Source organism: Kitasatospora sp. NPDC032757 (assembly GCF_055579305.1).
The window spans coordinates 264,398-285,345 of sequence record NZ_JBVINN010000003.1 but is presented as its reverse complement, the minus strand read 5'-3'; the positions used below and the strand labels follow the sequence as shown (position 1 = coordinate 285,345).

Genomic DNA, 20,948 nt, shown 5'->3' with positions numbered 1-20,948 from the left:
CCGGGGCGCGGCGGCGGCCTCGTCCGGCGTCTGTGCGTCCGTACGTCTGCGGCGTCAGGCCTGGCGCAGCCGCCGGGCGAGCGCGGCGGCGGCCGCCTGCGGGTCCTCCGCGGCGGTGATGGCGCGCACCACGACGACCCGGCTCGCACCGGCCGCGAGCACCTCGTCCAGGTTGCCGAGGTCGATGCCGCCGATGGCGAACCACGGCCGGTCGGTGGCCCGCCCGGCCGCGTACGAGACCAGGCCGAGGCCGGGCGCGTGGCGGCCGGGCTTGGTCGGGGTGGGCCAGACCGGGCCGGTGCAGAAGTAGTCCACGCCGGGCTCGGCGATCGCCGCGTCCACCTCGGCCTCGGCGTGGCAGGAACGGCCGATCAGCACGTCCTCGCCGAGGATCGCCCGGGCGGCCGCCACCGGCAGGTCGTCCTGGCCGAGGTGCAGCACCTCGGGGCGGGCGGCGTGCGCGACGTCGGCGCGGTCGTTGACCGAGAGCAGCTTGCCGTGCCGGCGGCAGGCGTCGGCGAAGACCTCCAGCGCCGCCAGCTCCTGCTTGGCCTCCAGCCCCTTGTCACGGAGCTGGACGATGTCCACCCCACCGGCCAGCGCCGCGTCCAGGAACTCGGCGAGGTCGCCCTGCTCACGCCGGGCGTCGGTGCACAGGTAGAGCCGGGCGTCGGCGAGCCGCCGGCGCAGCGTTTCCGCGGCCATCAGATCAGCATCGCCTGGGCGCGGCGCTTCACCTCGGTGCCGCGGTTCTCCCGGAGCGCCTGGATCGGGCTGCCCGGCAGCGACGGGTCCTCGGTGAAGAGCCACTCCAGGATCTCCACGTCGTTGTACCCGCAGTCGCGCAGGACGGTCAGGGTGCCGGACAGGTGCTTGACCAGGCCCGGGCCGTCGATGAACGCCGCCGGCACCTGCAGCGACCTGTTCGGGCCTCGCCGGATCGCGATCAGCCCGCCGTTCTTGACCAGGTCACGCACCTCGGTGACCCGGACCCCCCACTGCTCCGAAATGTCGGGCAGGTACATCCACTCGGGGACCAGGGCTTCAATCTTGCTTTCGATCTCACTCACGCCACCAGACTGCCACCTCCGCGGCCCGCCGCGCACCAGCCGGCCGCCCGGGGGCTCGTCCAGCGGCCCCCGGCGCTACCCCGCGGCGGCCGACTTGAGCGGTACCGCCGGGTCCGCGGCCCGGGCCCGGTCCAGCACCGTGGCGCGTTCGACCAGCCGGCGGCCCTGGGTGAGGTCGCGTGGGCGGTCGACGGTGAGCAGGGCCCGCAGCGCGCCGTCGCGCAGCCAGAGCACGGCCCAGGTCGGGTCCGCCGGAGAGCCGCGCCAGACCAGCTCGTCGCCGTCGCCGTGCCGGCCGACGTACTGGACCATCCGGCCGAACTGCTCCGACCAGAAGTACGGCACCGGGTCGTACGGGGCGTCCGCGCCGAGCACCGCGGCGGCCGCGGCCTCGCCGGACTGCAGCGCGTGGTCCCAGTGCTGGACGGTGAGCCGGCCGCCCGTCCGGGCGGAGGGGTAGCTCGCGCAGTCGCCGGCCGCGTAGACGCCGGGCAGGCCGGTGCGCAGCCGCTCGTCCACCAGGACGGCGCCGGCCGCGTCCAGCTCGACGCCCGAGCCGGCCAGCCAGTCCGTCGCCGGGCGGGCGCCGATGCCGACAACCACCTCGTCGGCCGGCAGGTGCGAGCCGTCCGCCAGCAGCACCGCCCCCGGCTCGACGGCAGCGACGGCGGCGCCGCAGCGCAGCTCGACCCCGGCCTCGGCGTACCAGGCGGCCATCGCCCGGCCGATCTCGGTGGGCAGCGCGCCGGGGACGGGCGCCGGGCCCGCCTCGACGACCGTCACCTCGCAGCCGGCCGTGCGGGCGGCGGTGGCGACCTCGGCGCCGATCCAGCCCGCGCCGACCAGCACCAGGCGCAGGCCCGGGCGGAGCAGGGCGCGCAGGGCGAGCGCGTCGTCCAGGGTGTGCAGCAGGTGTGCGCGCTCGGCGCCGGGCAGGACGCGCGGAGTGGCGCCGGTGGCGATCACCAGGGCGGCGTACGGCAGGTCGCCGCCGTCGGTGTGCAGGAGGCCGGGGGTGAGGCCGGTGGCGCGGCGGCCGGTGAGCACCTCGATGCCGAGGTGCGCGAAGTCGATGTCCAGGGTGGTGGCGTCGGCCTTGCCGAGCAGCACCTCCTTGGAGAGCGGCGGCCGGTCGTAGGGCGCGTGCGGCTCGTCGCCCACCAGCACGATCCGCCCCTGCCAGCCGCCCCGCCGCAGGCCCGAGGCGCACTGCGCCCCGGCCAGCCCGGCCCCGACCACGACCACCTGATCCGTCCCGCTCAGCTCTGCCACGCCGTCACTGTACTGGCGCCCGCCGGGCGCGCCAGGGGGCGTCCCACCTTTCGTACCCGCCCCTCGGCAGCACCGGCCACTCCCGCTCCTCCCGGCCCCGCGGCCCACTCCCGCCCCACCCTCGTGCGCGCCTTCGGCGCCGCCGGCCGCCCGGCCTGCTCGGGCCCCGGCCGCCCGCGTCCCACCCTTCGTACGCGCCTTCGGCGGCTCGGACGCCCGGAGTTAAGGTGGGGGCACCATCACGGGAGCCCGGCGGACCGGGCTGAGAGGCGGGCTGACACGGCCTGCGACCGTCCGAACCTGATCCGGGTCATACCGGCGAAGGGAGAGCAGCGACTTTGACACGCTTGGCACCGGACGCCCACGCCGGCGTGCTGGTGATCGGCGGGGGCATCATCGGCCTCGCCGTCGCCTGGCGCGCCGCCCAGCGCGGGCTGGAGAACATCGTGGTGGCCGACCCGCGGCCCGGCGGCGGCGCCGCCCAGGTCGCGGCCGGCATGCTCGCCCCCGTCACCGAGCTCCAGTACGGCGAGGAGCCGCTGCTGCGCCTGGGCATGGCCTCCAACGAGCGGTACGCGGCCTTCGCCGCCGAGCTCACCGAGGCCAGTGGCGGCCAGGACACCGGCTACCGCCCGTGCGGCACCCTCGCCGTCGCCCTCGACTCGGACGACCGCGAGGAACTGCGCGAGCTGCACGCCTTCCACCGGCGGCTCGGCCTGGACTCGCAGTGGCTCACCGGCCGCGAGGCCCGCCGGCTCGAACCGATGCTCGCCCCGGGCGTCCGCGGCGGCCTGCACGTCACCGACGACCACCAGGTCGACGGCCGCCGGCTCGCCAAGGCGCTCGTCCTCGCCTGCGAGCGGGCCGGCGTCCGGCTGCACCGTGCCGAGGCGACCGAGCTGCTGGCCGAGGGCGGCCGCGCCACCGGCGCCCGGCTCGCCACCGGCGAGACCGTCACCGCCGATCAGGTCGTCCTGGCCGCCGGCCCGTGGAGCCACCAGCTGCCCGGCCTGCCCGAGGGCGTGCTGCCGGCCATCCGCCCGGTGAAGGGCCAGATCCTGCGGCTGCGGATCCCGGAGGCGTACCGGCCGTTCCTCTCCCGCAACGTCCGCGCGGTGGTCCGCGGCCGGCACCTCTACCTGGTGCCCCGTGAGAACGGCGAGCTGGTGATCGGCGCCACCAGCGAGGAGCAGGGGTACGACACCACCGTCACCGCCGGCGGCGTGTACGAACTGCTGCGCGACGCCCACGAGTTGGTCCCCGGCATCACCGAACTGCCGCTGGTGGAGACGTCGGCCGGGCTGCGCCCGGGCTCGCCCGACAACGCGCCGCTGCTCGGGCCGACCGCCCTGCCCGGCCTGGTCGCCGCCACCGGCCACTACCGCAACGGCGTGCTGCTCACCCCGGTGACCGCCGACGTGGTCGCCGAGTACCTGGCCACCGGCACGACGCCGGACCTCGCCGCGCCGTTCTCCCCCACTCGCTTCACGACGAAGGTCCCCGCATGAGCGACATCCCCCTCACCGTCAATGGCGAGCCCCGCCAGGTGCCCGCCGCGACCACCCTCGCCGAGGTGGTGGCCACCCTCAGCCGGGCCAACTCCGGCGTCGCCGCCGCGCTCAACGAGGCCGTGGTCCCGCGCAGTTCGTGGCCGCTCACACAGCTCTCGGCCGGCGACCGGATCGAGATCCTCACCGCCGTGCAGGGAGGCTGACCATGGCTGACGACCTGCTCACCATCGCCGGCACCACCTTCGACTCGCGCCTGATCATGGGCACCGGCGGCGCCCCCAGCCTGGAGGTCCTGGAGCAGGCGCTGCGGGTCTCCGGCACCGAGCTGACGACCGTGGCGATGCGCCGGGTCGACGCCACCACCCAGGGCTCCGTCCTGGACGTGCTCACCCGCAACGGCATCCGCATCCTGCCCAACACGGCCGGCTGCTTCACCGCCGGAGAGGCCGTGCTGACCGCCCGGCTGGCCCGCGAGGCGCTCGGCACCGACTGGGTGAAGCTGGAGGTCATCGCCGAGGAGCGGACCCTGCTGCCCGACCCGATCGAGCTGCTGGACGCCGCCGAGACGCTGGTCGACGACGGCTTCACCGTCCTCCCCTACACCAACGACGACCCGGTGCTGGCCCGGAAGCTGGAGGACGTCGGCTGCGCGGCGATCATGCCGCTCGGCTCGCCGATCGGCTCCGGCCTGGGCATCCGCAACCCGCACAACTTCCAGCTGATCGTGGAGGGCGCCAACGTCCCGGTGATCCTGGACGCGGGCGCCGGCACCGCCTCGGACGTCGCGCTGGCGATGGAGCTGGGCTGCGCCGCCGTCATGCTCGCCTCGGCGGTGACCCGCGCCCAGGACCCGGTGCTGATGGCCGAGGCGATGCGGCACGCCGCCGAGGCCGGCCGGCTCGCCCACCGGGCCGGCCGCATCCCGCGCCGCTTCCACGCCGAGGCCTCCTCGGCGATGGCGGGCCGGGCCGACCTGGACACCCGCGAGCGCCCGGCGTTCTGACCCCGAAGGGCCCGGACGGTGTCACAACCCGGGTACAGAGAGCCCCGGGAGCGGTGCCGCCCGGGGCTGAGGGCCCGTCTGCGCCACTAGACTCGCCGGGTGGACAAGGCGGACATGGCATTGCACGACCCCCTGATCGGTTCCCTGCTCGACGGCCGGTACCGGGTCGAGCAGCGCATCGCGGCCGGCGGGATGTCCACCGTCTACCGCGCCACCGACACCCGGCTCGACCGGGTCGTGGCGCTCAAGGTGATGCACCCCTCGCTGGCCGGCGACGAGGGCTTCACCGGCCGGTTCATCCGCGAGGCCAAGGCGGTCGCCCGACTCGCGCACCCCAACGTGGTCAACGTGTTCGACCAGGGCGCGGACGGCGGAAACGTCTTCCTCGCCATGGAGTACGTCCCCGGCCGCACCCTGCGGGACCTGCTCCGCGACCGCGGCGCGCTCTCCATCCGCGCCGCCCTGGACATCCTGGAGCCGGTGCTCGCCGCGCTCGGCGCCGCCCACCGGGCCGGTCTGGTCCACCGCGACGTCAAGCCGGAGAACGTCCTGATCACCGACGGCGGCCTGGTCAAGGTCGCCGACTTCGGCCTGGTCCGGGTGCTGAACGCCGCCGACGGCGCGGCCGCCTCCACCACCGCGACCACCGGCACCGTCCTCGGCACCGTCTCCTACCTGGCCCCCGAGCAGATCCGCCCCGGCGACGGGACCGACCAGCGGGTGGACGTCTACGCCGCCGGCATCCTGCTGTACGAGATGCTCACCGGCCACCGCCCGCACACCGGCGAGAACCCCGTCCAGGTGATGTACCGCCACCTGCACGAGGACGTCCCCGCCCCCTCGCTGACCGTGCCCGGCGTCGTCCCCGAGCTGGACGCCATAGTGGCCGGCGCCTGCGCACGCGACCCGCAGGCCCGCCCGTACGACGCGGTCGAGCTGCTGGCCGCCCTCCAGCGGGTGCGCCGCACGCTCACCCCGGCCCAGCTGGACGCCGAGCCGCCCGCCTCCACGCTGGACAGCCCGCAGTACCCGACCAACGAGCCGACCTCGGTGATCCGGCCCGCCGTCACGGCCCGGGCCGTCTCCGCACAGGCCGTCTCCACACGGACCCACGCGACGGACACCGCGACGGACGCCGCCCCGGACGCCGCCCCGGACGCCGCGCCGGTCGAGCGGACCAGCGTGCTGGACGTCCCGCCGGAGGTCATGGAGCAGCTGCTCGCCGAGCCGCGCCCGTACGACGAGCCGCCGCCGGTGCGCACCGGCCGCCCCGGCCCGCTGCGCCGCCTCCCCCGCAAGCCGCTGGTCTGGGCCTCCGTCCTGGCCGCCCTGGTGCTGCTGGTCGGCGGCACCACCTACGCGCTCTCCGGCGCCCTGTACACGACGGTGCCGGGCGTGCTCGGCAAGGACCGCGCCGAGGCGCAGCGGATCCTGGACGGCGCGGGCATGCACGGGCGGTTCACCGAGGTCTTCAGCGAGACCGTCCCCGCCGGGCAGGTGATCTCCACCGACCCGGGGGTCGGCGCCCGGGCCCGCAAGAGCGACGCCGTCGGCGTCACCGTCTCCCGCGGCCCGAAGCGGATCGCCGTACCGGAGCTGGCCGGAAAGCCGGCCGACCAGGCCGCCGCCGCACTGGCCGGCGTCCAGCTGGCCCGCGGCAACGTCACCGAGACGTACAACGACACCGTTCCCGAGGGCGCGGTGATCAGCAGCTCGCCGGCGGCCGGGCAGCAGCTGGCGGAGAACTCGCCGGTCTCGCTGGTGGTCAGCAAGGGCATGGTGCCCGTCCCGGACGTGACCGGGATGTCCAAGGACGACGCCGCCAAGGCGCTCCAGGCCGCCGGCTTCGCGATGCAGAGCAGCGGCGTCAACCTGTTCGGCACCGGCAAGGTCTCCAGCCAGTCCCCCGCCCCCGGCGAGCGCCGCCCGCAGCACACCGTGGTGACGGTCAACTTCCCCTTCATCTAAGGATTTTGCCAGGCGCCGTGGGGACATGGGGCGTAGCGTGGAGCCAGGCCTGCCCGGCCCCGCCCGCCGTAGAGTCGGGAGGGCTGCGGCGCCGGGACCTCCGGACGGGGCTGCGCGGCGGCCGGTATCCGAGGATGTGGTCGTCATGGGCGGACCCACCGTCGACGGCTTGAGGGAGCGCGTGCGGGGCGCGGTGATCACCCCCGCGGACGAGGGGTACGAGGAGGCCCGCCGGGTCTACAACGGCATGGTGGACCGCCGGCCGGCCGTGATCGTCCGGGTGGCCAACACCGGCGACGTGATGTCCACGGTCGACTTCGCCCGGGACAACGCGCTGGACCTCGCGGTGCGCGGCGGCGCCCACAGCGCACCGGGCTTCGGCACCTGCGACGACGGCGTGGTGATCGACTTCTCCGGGCGGCGGGGCGTGCGGATCGACCCGGAGCGCCGGACGGCACACTGCGAGGGCGGCGTCACCTGGGGCGACCTCAACGCCGCCGGGTACGTCTTCGGCCTCGGGGTCACCGGCGGGATCATCTCCACCACCGGCATCGCCGGGCTCACCCTCAACGGCGGCTTCGGCCACCTGGCCCGCGGGCTGGGCCTGAGCTGCGACAACCTGCTCTCGGCCGACGTGGTCACCGCCGACGGACGGTTCCACACGGTGAGCGAGGAGAAGGAGCCGGACCTCTTCTGGGCGCTGCGCGGCGGTGGCGGCAACTTCGGCGCGGTGACGTCCTTCGAGTACCGGCTGAGCCCGGTGGCCGACGTGATCGCCGGGCCCATGGTCTACGAGCTGGAGCACACGGCCGAGGTGCTGCGGTTCTACCGCGAGTACATCCGGGACGCCCCCGAGCAGCTGGGCCTCTTCCCCGGGTTCCACCTCGCGCCGCCGCTGCCGTTCATTCCGGAGGACCGGGTCGGCGACCCCTTCATCCTGCTGGTCCCCTGCTGGGCCGGGCCGCCGGCCGATGCGGAGAAGGTGCTCGCCGCGCTGCGGGACGCGGCGCCGGTGGTGGCCGAGGGGGTCGGCCCGGCGCCGTACCCGGCGTTCGCCGCCGTCTTCGACCCGCTGCTGCCGCCGGGCCTCCAGCAGTACTGGAAGGGCCTCTTCGCGACCGAGCTCACCGACGGGGCGATCGCCGCCCACATGGAGTACGGCCCGCGGGTGCCGACGGTCAACTCGGCGGTGCACATCTACCCGATCAACGGCGCCTGCCACCGCGTCCCCGCCGACGCGACGGCCTTCTCCCACCGGGACGCGACCTTCGCCACCGTGATCGCCGGCGTCTGGCCGGACCCGGCCGACAACGCCGCGAACACCGCCTGGGTCCGCGACTACTACGCCGCCCTCGCCCCGCACTCCGACGAGGCCGGCTACATCGGCTTCATGGACCACGACGACCAGCACCGGATCGAGGCCAACTACCGGGGCAACTACGACCGCCTGGTGGAGCTGAAGCGGCGGTACGACCCCGGCAACCTGTTCCACCTCAACCAGAACATCCGGGCCTGACCCGCGGACGACTAGCGCAGCGGCCCGTCGCCCGGCTCCTCCTGGTAGGAGTAGCGCTGCTCCTGCCAGGGGTCGGCGAGGTTGTGGTAGCCGCGCTCCTCCCAGAAGCCGCGCCGGTCGGCCCGCATGTACTCGACCGCCCGGACCCACTTGGGCCCCTTCCAGGCGTACAGCTGCGGGACCACCAGCCGGACGGGGAAGCCGTGCTCGGCGGTGAGCGGCTCGCCGTTGCGGTGGGTGGCGAAGACGGTCCGCGGGTCGGCGAAGTCGGCCAGCCGCAGGTTGGCGCTGTAGCCGTACTCGGCCCAGACCATGACGTGGGTGACGTCGGGCGCGGGGGGCACCTGCTCCAGTACGGCGGCGGCGGACACGCCCGTCCACTCGTTGCCGAGCATCGAGAACTTGGTGACGCAGTGCAGGTCGGCCCGGACGGTGGTGCGCGGAAGGGTGCTGAAGCCGGCGAAGTCCCAGCTGTGCTTCTCCGCCGAGGCGGTCGCCCCGAACACCTGGAATTCCCAGGTCAGTGGCTTGAAGCGGGGCACCGGGCCGTAGTGCAGGGCGGGCCAGCCGCGTTGCGGGCGCTGCCCCGGAGGGAGCCTCGGGTCAGACAGGGGAAGCGGTTCTTGTTCGGACTGACCCATGGGTCCATGGTGACAGACGGCGGACAACGCCCGGTGCGCGCCCCTTTCCGGCGCTGCACGCCCGCCCGTACGGGTCAATAGCCAACCAAATCGGATATTCCGACACATGTCCTACTGAGTGTGAACTTACTGGAATTTCGTCCCACCGCGATGCCAGGATGCGTGCAGCCGCAGGCACGGCCGAGGTTCCCGGACGCACAGCAGGAAGGCAGCGCCATGAAGGGCGACGCAGAGGTCATCGAATTCCTCAACGAGCAGCTCACCGCCGAGCTGACCGCCATCAACCAGTACTTCCTGCACGCGAAGATGCAGGAGAACTTCGGCTGGACCAAGCTCGCCAAGCACACCCGGCACGAGTCCTTCGACGAGATGAAGCACGCCGAGGTGCTCACCGACCGGATCCTCTTCCTGGACGGACTGCCCAACTACCAGCGGCTCTTCCACGTCCGGATCGGCCAGACCGTCAAGGAGATGTTCGAGGCGGACCGCCAGGTCGAGGTCGAGGCGATCGACCGGCTCAAGCGCGGGATCGTGGTGATGCGGGCCAAGAACGACGTCACCTCGGCGAACATCTTCGAGTCCATCCTGGCGGACGAGGAGCACCACATCGACTACCTCGACACCCAGCTCGAGCTGCTGGAGAAGCTCGGGGAGGCGCTCTACATCGCCCAGCTGGTCGAGCAGCCGGAGTCCTGAGAGCGGCGGGCGCCCCGAACCGTCAGGCTGCGCGCAGCGGCGCGAGCGGGGCTGCTTCCGACGGCGCGGCCTCCGAGGAGGCGGCCTCCGGGTCGGCCAGCCCCAGCCTGGCGGCCAGCCGGGCGGTCGGGCAGGGCCGCGCGCCGTGCTCGCCCAGCAGGGCCTGGATCCTCCGGACGCAGGAGCCGCAGTCGGTGCCCGCCTTGCAGCCCTTGGCGATCTGGCGCGGGCTGTTGGCACCCGCGTCGATCTCCTTCTTCACCTGGGCCTCGGTGACCGCATGGCACATGCACACGTACATCGCGGTCTCTCCCGGGGGTGCGGCGGAGTGGATCTTGACTAAGGCATGCCTTAGCTCACTAAGCCTCACCTTACCCGGCGATCCGGGCACGAAAAAGCCCCTCCGGGCTCGGGAATCCCGAATCCGGAGGGGCCTTCGTCACATCAGGGGCCGGCCGGGGCCGGTCCGAGCCTCGTGGGCTCAGTGGCCGCCGCGGTACATCTCGGCCACCAGGAACGCCAGGTCCAGCGACTGGCTGCGGTTGAGCCGCGGGTCGCAGGCCGTCTCGTAGCGCTGGTGCAGGTCGTCGACCAGCACCTCGTCGCCACCGCCGACGCACTCGGTGACGTCGTCGCCGGTCAGCTCCACGTGGATGCCGCCCGGGTGGGTGCCGAGAGCGCGGTGCACCTCGAAGAAGCCCTTGACCTCGTCGAGCACGTCGTCGAAGCGGCGGGTCTTGTGGCCGCTGGAGGCCTCGAAGGTGTTGCCGTGCATCGGGTCGCAGATCCAGACCGGCTGTGCACCGGAGGCCGTGACCTTCTCCACCAGGGTGGGCAGGTGCTCGCGGATCTTGCCCGCGCCCATCCGGGTGATGAAGGTGAGCCGGCCGGGCTCGCGCTCCGGGTCCAGCTTCTCGATCAGGGTGAGCGCCTCGTCGACCGAGGTGGTCGGGCCGAGCTTCACGCCGATCGGGTTGCGGATCCGGGAGGCGAACTCGATGTGCGCGTGGTCCAGCTGGCGGGTGCGCTCGCCGATCCAGACCATGTGGCCGGAGACGTCGTACAGCTCGCCGGTGCGCGAGTCCACGCGGGTCAGCGCGGTCTCGTAGTCGAGGATCAGCGCCTCGTGCGAGGAGTAGAACTCGACCGTCTTGAACTCCTCCGGCGCCACGCCACAGGCGTTCATGAACGCCAGCGCGTTGTCGATCTCGCGGGCGAGCTGCTCGTAGCGCTGGCCGGCCGGCGAGTTGCGCACGAAGTCCTGGTTCCAGGCGTGCACCTGGCGCAGGTCCGCGTAACCACCGGTGGTGAACGCGCGCACCAGGTTGAGCGTCGCGGCGGACGCGTTGTACATCCGCTTCAGCCGCTCCGGGTCCGGGATGCGGGACTCGGGGGTGAAGTCGAAGCCGTTCACCGAGTCGCCCCGGTAGACCGGCAGGGTCACGCCGTCACGGGTCTCGGTCGACTTGGAGCGCGGCTTGGAGTACTGGCCGGCGATCCGGCCGACCTTCACCACCGGGACGGAGGCGGCGTACGTCAGCACGGCCGCCATCTGCAGCAGGGTCTTCAGCTTGTTGCGGATGTGCTCGGCCGAAACGCCGTCGAAGGCCTCGGCGCAGTCGCCGCCCTGAAGGAGGAACGCTTCACCACGCGCAACGGCAGCGAGCCGGGCGCGCAGCTGGTCGCACTCGCCGGCGAAGACGAGCGGCGGATAGGCGGCGAGCTCAGCAAGGGTCTTGCGCAGAGCCTCTTGGTCCGGCCACTCAGGCTGCTGCGCCGCGGGCAGGGACTGCCAGGGGTGATTTGTCACGGTCACACGGCAAGGCTACGGGGTGCGACAACCGATTTGTGACCACTGCCCGAGGGATGAGACACCTGCCGGACATTCGTATGACGGCCCCGCCCGGTCCTGCGCATCCGCTACGCTCGACGCATGAACGCGCCGCACACCTACTCCTGGTGGTGGGCCGACCCCTCGGGTGGCCCGCAGATCCCGCGTTCCTAGACGAACACGACGGCCGCCCCTCGGGGCGGCCGTCGGCGTATGAGCAGACGGCCCTCCCGGGAGCGGAACTCCAGTACCGCCCCCCGCCTCCACCCGGAAGGAAGCCGCCACCGTGACCACCGCCACCGACCTGCTCGCCCGACTGACCGGCCCGGACGCCCCCGCCTTCGCCCTGCTGCACCGCCGCACCCCCCGGCTCGCCCCGGACACCGTCGAGGTGCTGCTGGGCACCGTCGGCAGCTACGAGCGGCTGGCCGACCTGCCGGTCCGCGAGGGCGTCCCGGCCGGCGGCCCGGTGCACGACCTGCTCGCGCTCGTCCCGTACCGGCAGATCCGCGAGCGCGGCTTCGAGGCGCACGACGACGCCACCCCGCTGCAGGCCCTCGCGGTGACCGAGCAGTACGCCCTTCCGCTGGCCGAACTGACGCCCGCCCTCCCTCAGCTGCCGGTCTCCCTGTCCGGCGGTGCGTTCGACATCGACGACCAGGAGTACGCCGGCATCGTCCGCCGGGTGATCGAGGACGAGATCGGGCGCGGCGAGGGCGCCAACTTCGTGATCCGGCGGGACTTCACCGCCACCCTGGAGGCCCGCGGCGGAGCCGCCGACGGACATTGCTCCCCCGCCCTCGCGCTCACGCTCTTCCGCCGGCTGCTCCAGCAGGAGCGCGGCGCCTACTGGACCTTCCTGGTGCACACCGGTGACCGCGTGCTGGTCGGCGCCTCCCCCGAGGTGCACGTGCGCCAGAGCGGCGGGACGGTCGTGATGAACCCGATCTCCGGCACCTACCGCTATCCGGCGGGCGGCGCCGACCTCGACTCGCTGATCGCCTTCCTCCACGACCCCAAGGAGCTGGAGGAGCTCACCATGGTGGTCGACGAGGAACTCAAGATGATGTGCACCGTCGGCGACCTCGGCGGCCAGGTGCTCGGGCCGCGCCTCAAGGAGATGTCCCACCTCGCGCACACCGAGTACGAGCTGCGCGGGCGCACCTCGCTGGACGTCCGCGAGGTGCTGAAGGAGACGATGTTCGCCGCCACCGTCACCGGCAGCCCGGTGCAGAACGCCACCCGGGTGATCAGCCGGTACGAGCGCGGCGGCCGCGGCTACTACGCCGGCGCGCTCGCCCTGATCGGCCGCTCGGCCAGCGGCGGCCAGCAGCTGGACTCCCCGATCTGCATCCGCGCCGCCGACATCGACCCCGCCACCGGCCGTCTGGTCGTCCGGGTCGGCGCGACCCTGGTGCGCCACTCGGACCCGGAGTCCGAGGTCGCCGAGACGCACGCCAAGGCCGCCGGGGTGCTCACCGCGATCGGTGCCCGCCCCGCGCCCGACCGGCTGCCGAACCCGTCCGGCCCGCGGCTCGCCGACGACCACCGGGTCCAGGCGGCCCTGGACGCCCGGCGCGCCAACCTGGCCCCGTTCTGGCTGCGGATGCAGGAGCCGGTCAGGATCACCCACGCCGAGCCGACCCTGGTGGTGGACGGCGAGGACACCTTCACCTCGATGCTCGCCCACCTGCTGACCTCGCTCGGCCACCAGGTCACCGTCGTCCGCTTCGACGAGCCCGGCCTGCGCGAGCGGGTCGCCGCCCACCGGGGCCCCCTGGTGCTCGGCCCCGGCCCGGGCGACCCGGCCGCGGCCGACGACCCCAAGATGGCCGTGCTCCGCCCGATCGTCGCCGACGCGCTGGCCGCCGTCCGCTCCGGCGCCCGCACCGCGCCGCTGCTCGCCGTCTGCCTCAGCCACCAGCTGCTCTCGGACGTCCTCGGGCTGCCGCTGGCCCGCAAGGCCGTGCCGTTCCAGGGCGCGCAGGAGAGCGTCGACCTGTTCGGGGTGAAGCGCACGGTGGGCTTCTACAACACGTTCACCGCGCGCTGCTCGGACGCGGACGCCGCCCGGCTGGCCGCCGATGGCGTCGAGGTCTCGCGCGACCCGCTGACCGGCGACGTCCACGCGCTGCGCGGCCCCGGCTTCGCCGGCCTGCAGTTCCACCCGGAGTCGGTGCTCACCCGCGACGGTGTGGACATCGTCGCCGGGCTGCTCCGGGAGGCCGCCGCCGTCCGCGGCTGAGGTTCCCCGCAGGTCCCCGAGCGGTGCGCCGCCCGTGCGGCGCGGCGTACCGCTCAGATCTCGTCGTCCAGGCCCTGCTCTATCGCGTACCGGACCAGCTCGACGCGGTTGTGCAGCTGGAGCTTGCCGAGGGTGTTCTGGACGTGGTTCTGCACCGTGCGGTGGGAGAGCACCAGCCGGTCGGCGATCTGCCGGTACGACAGCCCCTTGGCGACCAGCCGCAGGACCTCGGTCTCCCGGGCCGTCAGCTGCGGGACGGCGGGGGCGGTCGGCGCGGCGGGCTCGGCGGCCAGCCGGCGGAACTCGCCGAGCACCAGGCCGGCCAGGCCCGGGGTGAAGACCGCGTCGCCGACGGCGGTACGGCGCACCGCGTCCAGCAGCTCGTCCCGGCCGGCCGACTTCACCAGGTAGCCGGTCGCGCCGGACTTCACCGCCTCCAGCACGTCCGCGTGCTCACCGCTCGCGGAGAGCACCAGGACACGCACCGACGGGTCCTGGGCCACCACCTGGCGGCAGGCCTCGGCGCCGGAGAGGCCGGGCAGGTTGAGGTCCAGCACCACCACCTGCGGGGCGCAGGCGCGGGCCCGGCGGACGGCCTCCTCGCCGTCACCGGCGGTGGCCACCACGTCCAGCCCGGCTTCGGCGAGGTCCCGCGAGACGGCGTCGCGCCACATCGGGTGGTCGTCCACGACCATGACCCGCACCGGCCGGTCGGGCGTCGGCAGGTCGGTCGTCGGCCGGTCAGTCGGCTGGTCGGTCATCAGAGCCCTTCCTCGGGACGCGGAGTTCGACCTCGACGCCCTCCCCGGGCACCGAGTACAGCTCGGCCGTGCCGCCGAGGTCCAGCAGCCGGCCGCGGATCGACTGGGAGACACCGAGCCGGCCGGCCTGCTCCGCCTCGCCGAGCCGCCCGGGGGCGAAGCCCGGGCCGTCGTCGCGGATGCTGACCGTGACGGCCTCCGGCTCGTCCTCGACCAGGATCCAGGCGCGGGCCCCGGAGCCGGCGTGCTTGCGGACGTTGTCCACGGCGGCGCCGACGGCCGCGGCCAGCTCACCGGCGGCCGGAGCGGGCAGCAGCACCGGGGTGCCGGGGGCGGAGAGCGTGATCCGCTCGTCCGCGTACGCGCCGAGCAGCATGCGGAGGTCCCGCGGCTCCAGCGGTGCGCGCTGGGCCGGCAGCGGGCCGCCGCTCATCAGTGCCCGCAGCGCGCGCTCCTGCTCTCCGGCCAGCCGGCCCAGCTCGGCGAAGTCGGCGTTCCGGCCGTCACCCTTCTCACCGCCCTTGCGCTGGACCAGCGCGAGCACCTGGAGCACGCCGTCGTGGATGTCCCGGGAGAGCCGCTCGCGCTCCCGGTTGGCGGCCTCCACCTGGAGCGCGCGGGTGAGGGTCGCCTCGCTGGCCCGGGCCAGTTCGATCACGTAGCCGATCGCACAGCCGGCCACCATAAGCAGCACGATGTTGTGGATGTTGTCGCCGGTCGGACCGCCGTGGCCGAGGATGTTGGCCACCCCGATCACCGAACCGGCCGCCGCCGCCCAGCGCCAGCCGCCCCGGCCGGCGAAGCCGAGCACGGTGCCCGCCGCCCAGATGGTCGGCAGGGTGGGCGCGCCGTGGCTGATCCGGGCCGGGTCGTCGGTCAGACCGCTCATCACGATGCCGGTGACGGCGAGCGTGAGGTCGGTGCCGAGCACGTACCAGGTGCAGCGCTGCGGCCCGGCGAAGGCACGGGTGCTGGCCAGCGTCCAGAGCGTCAGCGCGCCGAGGTAGATCCAGCCGGCGACGGGGTGCAGGAACTCCAGGTACGAGTTGAAGAAGCGCAGCACCGCGTAGCAGAGCGCCAGGACCCGGAAGAAGGAAATGGCCCGCCAGAGCGGCAGTTCGACGGACATGCCGCCGGCCGCGACCGCCCCGCCGACCGCAGCCGTTCTGCCACCGTCCGTCATCGTCCCCGCCCCTCCCTCGGCGGCCGGGGGCGTGTCCGACGGTCCCCGTCGCGCGCCGGGGCGGGAACCGTCGGACACGCCCTCAGGCCGGGCCGCTCCTGCTGGTCCTACTCGGCGGCCTTCTGGTCCTGCTCCGCGGCCTTCTGCGCCTTCTCCGCCTCGGCCTTCTCAGCCTTGGCGGCGGCCTGCTCGGCCTTCTGGACCGCCTTACGCTCGGCGTCCGCGCGCTTCTTGTCGTCGGCGATCTGCCGCTTGGCGGCCGTCGCGTAGATGTCCACGTACTCCTGGCCGGAGAGCCGCATGATCTCGTACATCACCTCGTCCGTCACCGAACGGAGGATGAAGCGGTCGTTCTCCATGCCGTGGTAGCGGGAGAAGTCCAGCGGCCGGCCGATCCGGATGCCCGGGCGGATGCCGAAGTTGGGGACCACCTGGCCGGGCGGCTGCACCTTCTCGGTGTCGATCATCGCAACCGGGATCACCGGCGCGCCGGTGGCCAGCGCGACGCGGGCCAGGCCGCCGACCTTGCCGCGGTACAGCTTGCCGTCGGGCGACCGGGTGCCCTCCGGGTAGACGCCGAACAGCTCGCCGCGGTCCAGCACCGCGATCGCGGAGCGGATCGCCGCCTCGCCGGCGCCGCGCACGCCCGAACGGTCCACCGGCAGCTGGCCGACGCCCTTGAAGAAGGCGGCCGTCAGCTTGCCCTTCACACCGGGCGTGTTGAAGTACTCGGCCTTCGCGATGAAGGTCACCCGGCGCTTGATCAGCGCGGGGAAGAAGAAGGAGTCCGAGAAGGACAGGTGGTTGCTCGCGATGATCGCGGCACCCTCGGTGGGGATGTTCTCCTCACCCTCGATCCACGGCCGGAAGAAGATCCGAAGCAGTGGCGCGACGATCATCTTCATCAGTCGGTAGAACAACCCGGGCCTCCTGTTATGCGGACCGGTCGATCCTAATGCCCCGCGGCGGCCGCCCGCGCCCCGCCCCGCCCCGGCGGGGCGTCCGGAGGGGGTGTACGGCGGGGGTGTACGGCGTGGGCAGGCACATGGGACGATGCGGTTTCCGCAGCCTGCCGTTGCCGTACCGCCCTTTCCCGCGTCCTCTTCTCAGCGTCCCCGCCCGCGAAGGAGCCCGCCATGCCGCTGCTGCCCGGTGCCGAACCGTACCGCCACCGGGGCGGACCGGTGGGCGTGCTGCTCTGCCACGGCTTCACCGGCTCGCCGCAGTCGCTGCGCCCGTGGGCCGAGGAGCTGGCCGCGGCCGGGTACACCGTCGCACTGCCGCTGCTGCCCGGGCACGGCACCCGCTGGCAGGACATGCAGGTGACCCGCTGGGAGGACTGGTACGCCGAGGTCGAGCGGGAGTTGCTGGCGCTGTCCGCCGAGTGCGAGCAGGTCTTCGTCTTCGCCCTGTCGATGGGCTCCTCGCTGGCGCTGCGGCTGGCCGCCCTGCACGGGCCGGCCGTCTCGGGGCTGGTGCTGGTCAACCCGTCGGTGCGTTCCGACAACCCCGCAAGTGTGCTGCTTCCGGTGCTGCGTCACCTGGTGCCCAGCCTGCCCGGGATCGCCAACGACATCGCCCGCCCGGGCTCGGCCGAGCTCGGCTACGACCGGACGCCGCTGCACGCGGCCTGGTCGCTGACCAGGCTCTGGAAGGACGTCCAGGGCCGGCTGCCGCAGGTGACCCAGCCGGTGCTGCTCTTCCACAGTCCGCAGGACCACGTCGTCTCGCCGGCCAACTCGGAACTGGTGCTGGCCCGGATATCCTCGACCGACGTGACGGAGCGGCTGTGCCAGCGCAGCTACCACGTCGCGACGCTGGACCACGACGCGGCGGAAATATTCACGGCCAGCCAGGACTTCATCCGACGGCTGGCTCCCGCACACGCGGCGGGCGCCACCCGGGTCGAATCCGACGATCACCAAGGCTGAAGGGCCGGAAGTGCACGAGAGCAGCACGGCGGGCGGCGAGGACGAGGCGCCCCGCGAGGACGCGGAGAACGAGAAGGCCGAGGGCGCCGACGGCGCCGACGGCGGTAAGGACACTGGCACGAACCGTGGCCCGGGCACCGGTGCGGACGCCGGCAAGGGCGCCACCGGCGCCACCGGGGCCGCCGAGCCGCCCCGGGTGCGGCGCGCGCCCGAACGCAGCCAGGCCGAACAGGACGAGATCTTCGCCGCGCTGGTCGCCCAGTTCGACGACCCCGTCGACCTCAACAACCCGAACTGGCCGGAGATCGAGAACCTCAGGGCGCGCGGCGAGCTGAAGGGCGGTTTCAAGGACGCCACCGAGCGCCGCAGCGACCCGGACGACCTCTCCGACCTGGCGCCGCAGCCCCGCCCCCGCTCCACCAAGCCCGTGATGCCGGCCGCCGCCTCCGGCCCGCGCGACTTCGAGCTGGCCGAGGAGACGGACGAGGGCCACTTCGTCCCGCCGGAGCCGCCGCCGCTGCCCGCCGCCGACGTCACCGCCAAGTTCGCGTGGCTGGCCGTGCTCGGCGGCCCGGCGCTGCTGCTGTTCGACGCGGTGGTCTGGCGCGAGGTCTCCGGCTGGCCGGCCTGGGTCGGGGTGACGGCCTTCCTGGGCGGCTTCGTCACCCTGGTGGTCCGGATGAAGGAGCGCGACGAGGACGAGCCCGAGGACCCGCACGGCGGTGCGGTCGTCTGACTCCCGGCCGGCCCCGCCCGCCGTTCAGCCGACCGGCAGTTCCAGGACGGCGAGCACCGGGAGATGGTCGGTGGCGGCCCGCAGGTCGGCCTCGGTGACGCCGGGCAGGCCGTGCGGGACGCCGCAGGCGAGGACGCGTACGCCGGGGGTGGCGAAGACGGCGTCGATCCGCTGGTAGGGGTTCTCCGGGACCGACGTGAACTCGCCGCCCCAGGGCGCGACCGCATGGCCGTCCTGGAGCCGCCCGGCCAGCAGCCGCCAGCCGGGGCCGTCCGGGTGTTCGTTGAAGTCGCCTGCCACCACGCCGAGTTCGGCGAGCCTCAGCTGGTCGAGCAGCAGCTCGAACTGCCCGTACCGCTCTGCCCGGTCCAGGCTCAGATGGCAGGCGGTGACGGAGAACGGCACCGAGCCGGCCACCCTGACGACGGCGCCGGCGAAGCCGCGGGCGTGCAGGCCGCGGGTCTTGGGCAGCAGCCGGTCGTGGACGCCGAGCACGTCCACCCCCAGCCGGCCGAGCAGCAGCGGTCCGGCGGCGGTCCGGCCGCCGCCGGACAGGACGACCGTGCCGGTCTGCCGGGCGAGCCACGCCGCCTGGCCCTCCGGCCGCCAGTAGCGCGGCGACTCCTGGACGCAGACCACGTCCGGTTCGCAGGCCCGGATCACCCGGACCAGGGCGTGCCGGTCGTCGCGCAGCGAGCGGACGTTGTAGCTGAGCAGCCGCAGCCGCCCCGGCCCGGGCGGCGGCAGCTCGGCCGGGCCGGCGCTCGTCGGTTCACTCGTCATGGCGGTCCTCCCCTGGCGTCCGGTGGTGATCCGTTGACGACCGTACGGCAGCGGGAGGGCCCGGCGGCGGGAGAACACGAAGGCAGGGGAACGCGGGGACAGGGCACCGGGGAACGCGAGGGCGGGGGAACACGCGCCGGCGGCGGCACGGCCGTGGCCCGGAGGCCGTGGCCGCGCCGCCGCCGCCGCCGGCGTGCGCGTGGTGGGGTCAGACGGTGCGGGCCAGGTCGGCCGCGCCGGAGATGCCGGCGGCCGATCCCATCGAGGCGAGCACCACCTCGGCGCGCGGGCGGTGCACCCCGCCGGTCAGGTAGTACTCGAAGGCCTTGGCGACCGGGTCGAGCAGCAGCCGGCCGGAGTCGGAGACGCCGCCGCCGAGCACGAAGACGCCCGGGTCGAAGAGCGCGGCGAGGTCGGCCATGCCCCGGCCCAGCCAGTCGGCCAGCTCGGCGTAGCACTCCAGGGCGAGCGGGTCGCCCTCTTCGGCGGCCTGGGTGATGTGGATGCCGCGGATGGTCTCGGCGACGCCGTCGTTGAGCTCCAGCATCCGCTTGCCGTGGATCGGGTCGGCGGCGGCCTTCTCGCGGCCGTAGCGGCGCAGCGCCCGGCCCGAGCCGTACTGCTCCCAGCAGCCCCTGCCGCCGCAGCCGCAGGCCAGGCCGTCGGGAACCATGTTGAGGTGGCCGATCTCGCCGGCCACGCCGAACCGGCCGCGGTGCATCCGGCCGTCCAGGACGAGGCCGCCGCCGATGCCGGTGCCGACGGTGATCAGCACCATGTCGTCGTGCCCGGCGGCCGCGCCGAAGCGGTACTCGGCCCAGGCGGCGCAGTTGGCGTCGTTCTCGACCACGGTGTCCAGGCCGGTGAGCTCCTCGATCCGGGTGCGCAGCGGCTCGTCCTCCCAGTCGATGTTGGGGGCGAAGATCACCGTCGAGCGGCCGCGGTCGACGAAGCCGGGGGCACCGACGCCGGCCGCGACCACGTCGGGGTACTGCTCCTTGAGCTCGCGCACGGCCTGCGCGATGGCGTCGACCGCCCACTGCGGGTCGGCCGGGGTGGGCACCCTGGTCCGGGCCAGGATCTCGCCCGCCTCGTTGACCACGCCTGCCGCGATCTTGGTCCCGCCGACGTCGACGCCGATGGTCAGAGCCATGTGTCCCTCAGCTATTCACTCGTTCCCGCTGGACGGAACGGTACCGCCCAACCCTGCCCCCGTATACACCGTCGCATACATTAACCGAAGACAATCGACGCCCAAGCTCGCCGATCCCCTTCAAAAGTCGTACATTCTTACCCGCACCGTCGCAGCGCGCAGCCACTTGGTGACTTTTTCGGGATCAGGGCTTCACAGCTTGTCGGACGGCCCGTCAGGCGTGTCGAGATCGATCCGCTCGCTGCGGGCGCCCTCGCCGGCGGTCCAGCGGTGCTCGTGACCGGCCACGGCGGCCCGGTAGGCGGCCAGCAGCTCGCCGCCGGCCGCGGCCAGCCCGCTGCCCGCGGCGGCCAGGTGCTCGTACACGTCGGGCTGCTTCTCGCGCAGGCGGTCGGCGAGGCCGGCCAGCGAGATCAGGGTCTCGGCGCCGGCCTCCTGGGCCTTCTGGCCGACGGCGCCGGCGAACCGGCGGACCTCGTCCACCAGCGGGCCCAGCTCCGGGCCGAAGGGGTGCTCGGCGGCCTGCTCGGTGCGGTCGTCGGCGGTGGTCATCGCGGGCGTCTCCTCGGCTCCGGCCGCGCCTGCGGCCACTGGCCCCGACGCTACCGGACCGGGCCCGTACCCCCGGGGCCGCTCGGAAGCCCCTGG

At 73.8% G+C, this 20,948-nt stretch carries 21 protein-coding genes and 1 riboswitch; of the genes, 9 read left to right on the top strand and 12 right to left on the bottom strand.

Going from position 1 to position 20,948, the window contains the following annotated elements; genetic code table 11:
- Positions 1-54: 54 nt before the first annotated feature.
- The 3 genes from thiE to ACZ5WK_RS06815 form a co-directional block, all read right to left on the bottom strand.
- A complete protein-coding gene (thiE, locus tag ACZ5WK_RS06825; RefSeq protein ID WP_465545663.1) occupies positions 55-705 on the bottom strand; it encodes a thiamine phosphate synthase in 651 nt (216 codons plus the stop codon).
- Positions 705-1,070, bottom strand: a complete 366-nt coding sequence (locus ACZ5WK_RS06820) for an Rv2175c family DNA-binding protein (protein ID WP_396319394.1) — start codon at positions 1,068-1,070, stop codon at positions 705-707. The genes thiE and ACZ5WK_RS06820 overlap by 1 nt, the downstream gene beginning before the upstream one ends.
- A gap of 75 nt (positions 1,071-1,145) precedes the next feature.
- A complete protein-coding gene (locus ACZ5WK_RS06815; RefSeq protein ID WP_465545660.1) occupies positions 1,146-2,342 on the bottom strand; it encodes an NAD(P)/FAD-dependent oxidoreductase in 1,197 nt (398 codons plus the stop codon).
- A 231-nt stretch (positions 2,343-2,573) separates the two neighbouring features.
- A riboswitch (TPP riboswitch) is annotated at positions 2,574-2,686 on the top strand.
- Here ACZ5WK_RS06815 and thiO point away from each other — a divergent pair.
- The 5 genes from thiO (at position 2,681) to ACZ5WK_RS06790 (ending at position 8,340) form a co-directional block, all read left to right on the top strand.
- Positions 2,681-3,850 carry a glycine oxidase ThiO gene (thiO, locus tag ACZ5WK_RS06810; RefSeq protein ID WP_465545658.1) on the top strand — a complete coding sequence of 390 codons (1,170 nt, stop codon included), beginning with the start codon at positions 2,681-2,683 and terminating at the stop codon, positions 3,848-3,850. Its footprint overlaps the riboswitch before it by 6 nt.
- On the top strand, positions 3,847-4,056 hold the full coding sequence (thiS, locus tag ACZ5WK_RS06805; protein WP_396319397.1) for a sulfur carrier protein ThiS: 210 nt from the start codon (positions 3,847-3,849) through the stop codon (positions 4,054-4,056). The genes thiO and thiS overlap by 4 nt, the downstream gene beginning before the upstream one ends.
- Before the next feature lie 2 nt (positions 4,057-4,058).
- A complete protein-coding gene (locus ACZ5WK_RS06800) occupies positions 4,059-4,856 on the top strand; it encodes a thiazole synthase (RefSeq protein ID WP_465545656.1) in 798 nt (265 codons plus the stop codon).
- Positions 4,857-4,955: 99 nt separating this feature from the next.
- Positions 4,956-6,824, top strand: a complete 1,869-nt coding sequence (gene pknB, locus ACZ5WK_RS06795) for a Stk1 family PASTA domain-containing Ser/Thr kinase (protein ID WP_465545654.1) — start codon at positions 4,956-4,958, stop codon at positions 6,822-6,824.
- A 145-nt stretch (positions 6,825-6,969) separates the two neighbouring features.
- Complete coding sequence (locus tag ACZ5WK_RS06790; protein WP_465545652.1) at positions 6,970-8,340, top strand: FAD-binding oxidoreductase; 1,371 nt, start codon at positions 6,970-6,972, stop codon at positions 8,338-8,340.
- Positions 8,341-8,351: 11 nt separating this feature from the next.
- Here the strand turns inward: ACZ5WK_RS06790 and ACZ5WK_RS06785 are convergent, their stop codons facing one another.
- On the bottom strand, positions 8,352-8,981 hold the full coding sequence (locus ACZ5WK_RS06785) for a sulfite oxidase-like oxidoreductase (RefSeq protein WP_465545650.1): 630 nt from the start codon (positions 8,979-8,981) through the stop codon (positions 8,352-8,354).
- A gap of 216 nt (positions 8,982-9,197) precedes the next feature.
- Here ACZ5WK_RS06785 and bfr point away from each other — a divergent pair, with 216 nt between their 5' ends.
- A complete protein-coding gene (gene bfr, locus ACZ5WK_RS06780; RefSeq protein WP_465545648.1) occupies positions 9,198-9,677 on the top strand; it encodes a bacterioferritin in 480 nt (159 codons plus the stop codon).
- 22 nt (positions 9,678-9,699) lie between these two features.
- On the opposite strand, the gene ACZ5WK_RS06775 is transcribed toward bfr, so the two are convergent.
- Complete coding sequence (locus tag ACZ5WK_RS06775) at positions 9,700-9,978, bottom strand: (2Fe-2S)-binding protein (RefSeq protein WP_465545646.1); 279 nt, start codon at positions 9,976-9,978, stop codon at positions 9,700-9,702.
- Between the two features lie 180 nt (positions 9,979-10,158).
- A complete protein-coding gene (locus ACZ5WK_RS06770) occupies positions 10,159-11,493 on the bottom strand; it encodes a class II 3-deoxy-7-phosphoheptulonate synthase (protein WP_465545644.1) in 1,335 nt (444 codons plus the stop codon).
- Between the two features lie 301 nt (positions 11,494-11,794).
- On the opposite strand from ACZ5WK_RS06770, the gene ACZ5WK_RS06765 reads away from it, so the two are divergent.
- Positions 11,795-13,753 carry an anthranilate synthase family protein gene (locus tag ACZ5WK_RS06765; protein ID WP_465545642.1) on the top strand — a complete coding sequence of 653 codons (1,959 nt, stop codon included), beginning with the start codon at positions 11,795-11,797 and terminating at the stop codon, positions 13,751-13,753.
- 53 nt (positions 13,754-13,806) lie between these two features.
- On the opposite strand, the gene ACZ5WK_RS06760 is transcribed toward ACZ5WK_RS06765, so the two are convergent.
- From ACZ5WK_RS06760 to ACZ5WK_RS06750, 3 genes are all read right to left on the bottom strand, one after another.
- On the bottom strand, positions 13,807-14,514 hold the full coding sequence (locus tag ACZ5WK_RS06760; RefSeq protein WP_465545640.1) for a response regulator: 708 nt from the start codon (positions 14,512-14,514) through the stop codon (positions 13,807-13,809).
- Positions 14,495-15,697 (bottom strand): MacS family sensor histidine kinase, encoded by a 1,203-nt coding sequence (gene macS, locus ACZ5WK_RS06755; RefSeq protein WP_465545638.1) that lies wholly within the window; start codon positions 15,695-15,697, stop codon positions 14,495-14,497. The genes ACZ5WK_RS06760 and macS overlap by 20 nt, the downstream gene beginning before the upstream one ends.
- Before the next feature lie 107 nt (positions 15,698-15,804).
- On the bottom strand, positions 15,805-16,602 hold the full coding sequence (locus tag ACZ5WK_RS06750; protein WP_465545942.1) for a lysophospholipid acyltransferase family protein: 798 nt from the start codon (positions 16,600-16,602) through the stop codon (positions 15,805-15,807).
- Between the two features lie 231 nt (positions 16,603-16,833).
- Between ACZ5WK_RS06750 and ACZ5WK_RS06745 the strand changes: the two genes are divergently transcribed.
- Positions 16,834-17,628 (top strand): alpha/beta hydrolase, encoded by a 795-nt coding sequence (locus tag ACZ5WK_RS06745; RefSeq protein WP_465545636.1) that lies wholly within the window; start codon positions 16,834-16,836, stop codon positions 17,626-17,628.
- Positions 17,629-17,638: 10 nt separating this feature from the next.
- Positions 17,639-18,364 (top strand): hypothetical protein, encoded by a 726-nt coding sequence (locus tag ACZ5WK_RS06740; protein WP_465545634.1) that lies wholly within the window; start codon positions 17,639-17,641, stop codon positions 18,362-18,364.
- A gap of 24 nt (positions 18,365-18,388) precedes the next feature.
- On the opposite strand, the gene ACZ5WK_RS06735 is transcribed toward ACZ5WK_RS06740, so the two are convergent.
- The 3 genes from ACZ5WK_RS06735 to ACZ5WK_RS06725 form a co-directional block, all read right to left on the bottom strand.
- A complete protein-coding gene (locus tag ACZ5WK_RS06735; protein WP_465545633.1) occupies positions 18,389-19,147 on the bottom strand; it encodes an endonuclease/exonuclease/phosphatase family protein in 759 nt (252 codons plus the stop codon).
- A gap of 208 nt (positions 19,148-19,355) precedes the next feature.
- Positions 19,356-20,300 (bottom strand): ROK family glucokinase, encoded by a 945-nt coding sequence (locus ACZ5WK_RS06730; protein ID WP_396319410.1) that lies wholly within the window; start codon positions 20,298-20,300, stop codon positions 19,356-19,358.
- Positions 20,301-20,492: 192 nt separating this feature from the next.
- On the bottom strand, positions 20,493-20,852 hold the full coding sequence (locus ACZ5WK_RS06725) for a DUF5304 family protein (protein WP_465545631.1): 360 nt from the start codon (positions 20,850-20,852) through the stop codon (positions 20,493-20,495).
- Positions 20,853-20,948: the final 96 nt, after the last annotated feature.

Excerpts from the sequence above, each read along its gene's own strand:
- bfr (WP_465545648.1), top strand. The coding sequence starts at position 9,198 with ATGAAGGGCGACGCAGAGGTCATCGAATTCCTCAACGAGCAGCTCACC.
- ACZ5WK_RS06735 (WP_465545633.1), bottom strand. The coding sequence starts at position 19,147 with ATGACGAGTGAACCGACGAGCGCCGGCCCGGCCGAGCTGCCGCCGCCC.
- thiS (WP_396319397.1), top strand. The coding sequence starts at position 3,847 with ATGAGCGACATCCCCCTCACCGTCAATGGCGAGCCCCGCCAGGTGCCC.
- ACZ5WK_RS06790 (WP_465545652.1), top strand. The coding sequence starts at position 6,970 with ATGGGCGGACCCACCGTCGACGGCTTGAGGGAGCGCGTGCGGGGCGCG.
- thiE (WP_465545663.1), bottom strand. The coding sequence starts at position 705 with ATGGCCGCGGAAACGCTGCGCCGGCGGCTCGCCGACGCCCGGCTCTAC.
- ACZ5WK_RS06750 (WP_465545942.1), bottom strand. The coding sequence starts at position 16,602 with ATGAAGATGATCGTCGCGCCACTGCTTCGGATCTTCTTCCGGCCGTGG.
- ACZ5WK_RS06760 (WP_465545640.1), bottom strand. The coding sequence starts at position 14,514 with ATGACCGACCAGCCGACTGACCGGCCGACGACCGACCTGCCGACGCCC.
- ACZ5WK_RS06745 (WP_465545636.1), top strand. The coding sequence starts at position 16,834 with ATGCCGCTGCTGCCCGGTGCCGAACCGTACCGCCACCGGGGCGGACCG.
- ACZ5WK_RS06775 (WP_465545646.1), bottom strand. The coding sequence starts at position 9,978 with ATGTACGTGTGCATGTGCCATGCGGTCACCGAGGCCCAGGTGAAGAAG.
- macS (WP_465545638.1), bottom strand. The coding sequence starts at position 15,697 with ATGACGGACGGTGGCAGAACGGCTGCGGTCGGCGGGGCGGTCGCGGCC.
- ACZ5WK_RS06785 (WP_465545650.1), bottom strand. The coding sequence starts at position 8,981 with ATGGGTCAGTCCGAACAAGAACCGCTTCCCCTGTCTGACCCGAGGCTC.
- ACZ5WK_RS06725 (WP_465545631.1), bottom strand. The coding sequence starts at position 20,852 with ATGACCACCGCCGACGACCGCACCGAGCAGGCCGCCGAGCACCCCTTC.
- ACZ5WK_RS06800 (WP_465545656.1), top strand. The coding sequence starts at position 4,059 with ATGGCTGACGACCTGCTCACCATCGCCGGCACCACCTTCGACTCGCGC.
- ACZ5WK_RS06730 (WP_396319410.1), bottom strand. The coding sequence starts at position 20,300 with ATGGCTCTGACCATCGGCGTCGACGTCGGCGGGACCAAGATCGCGGCA.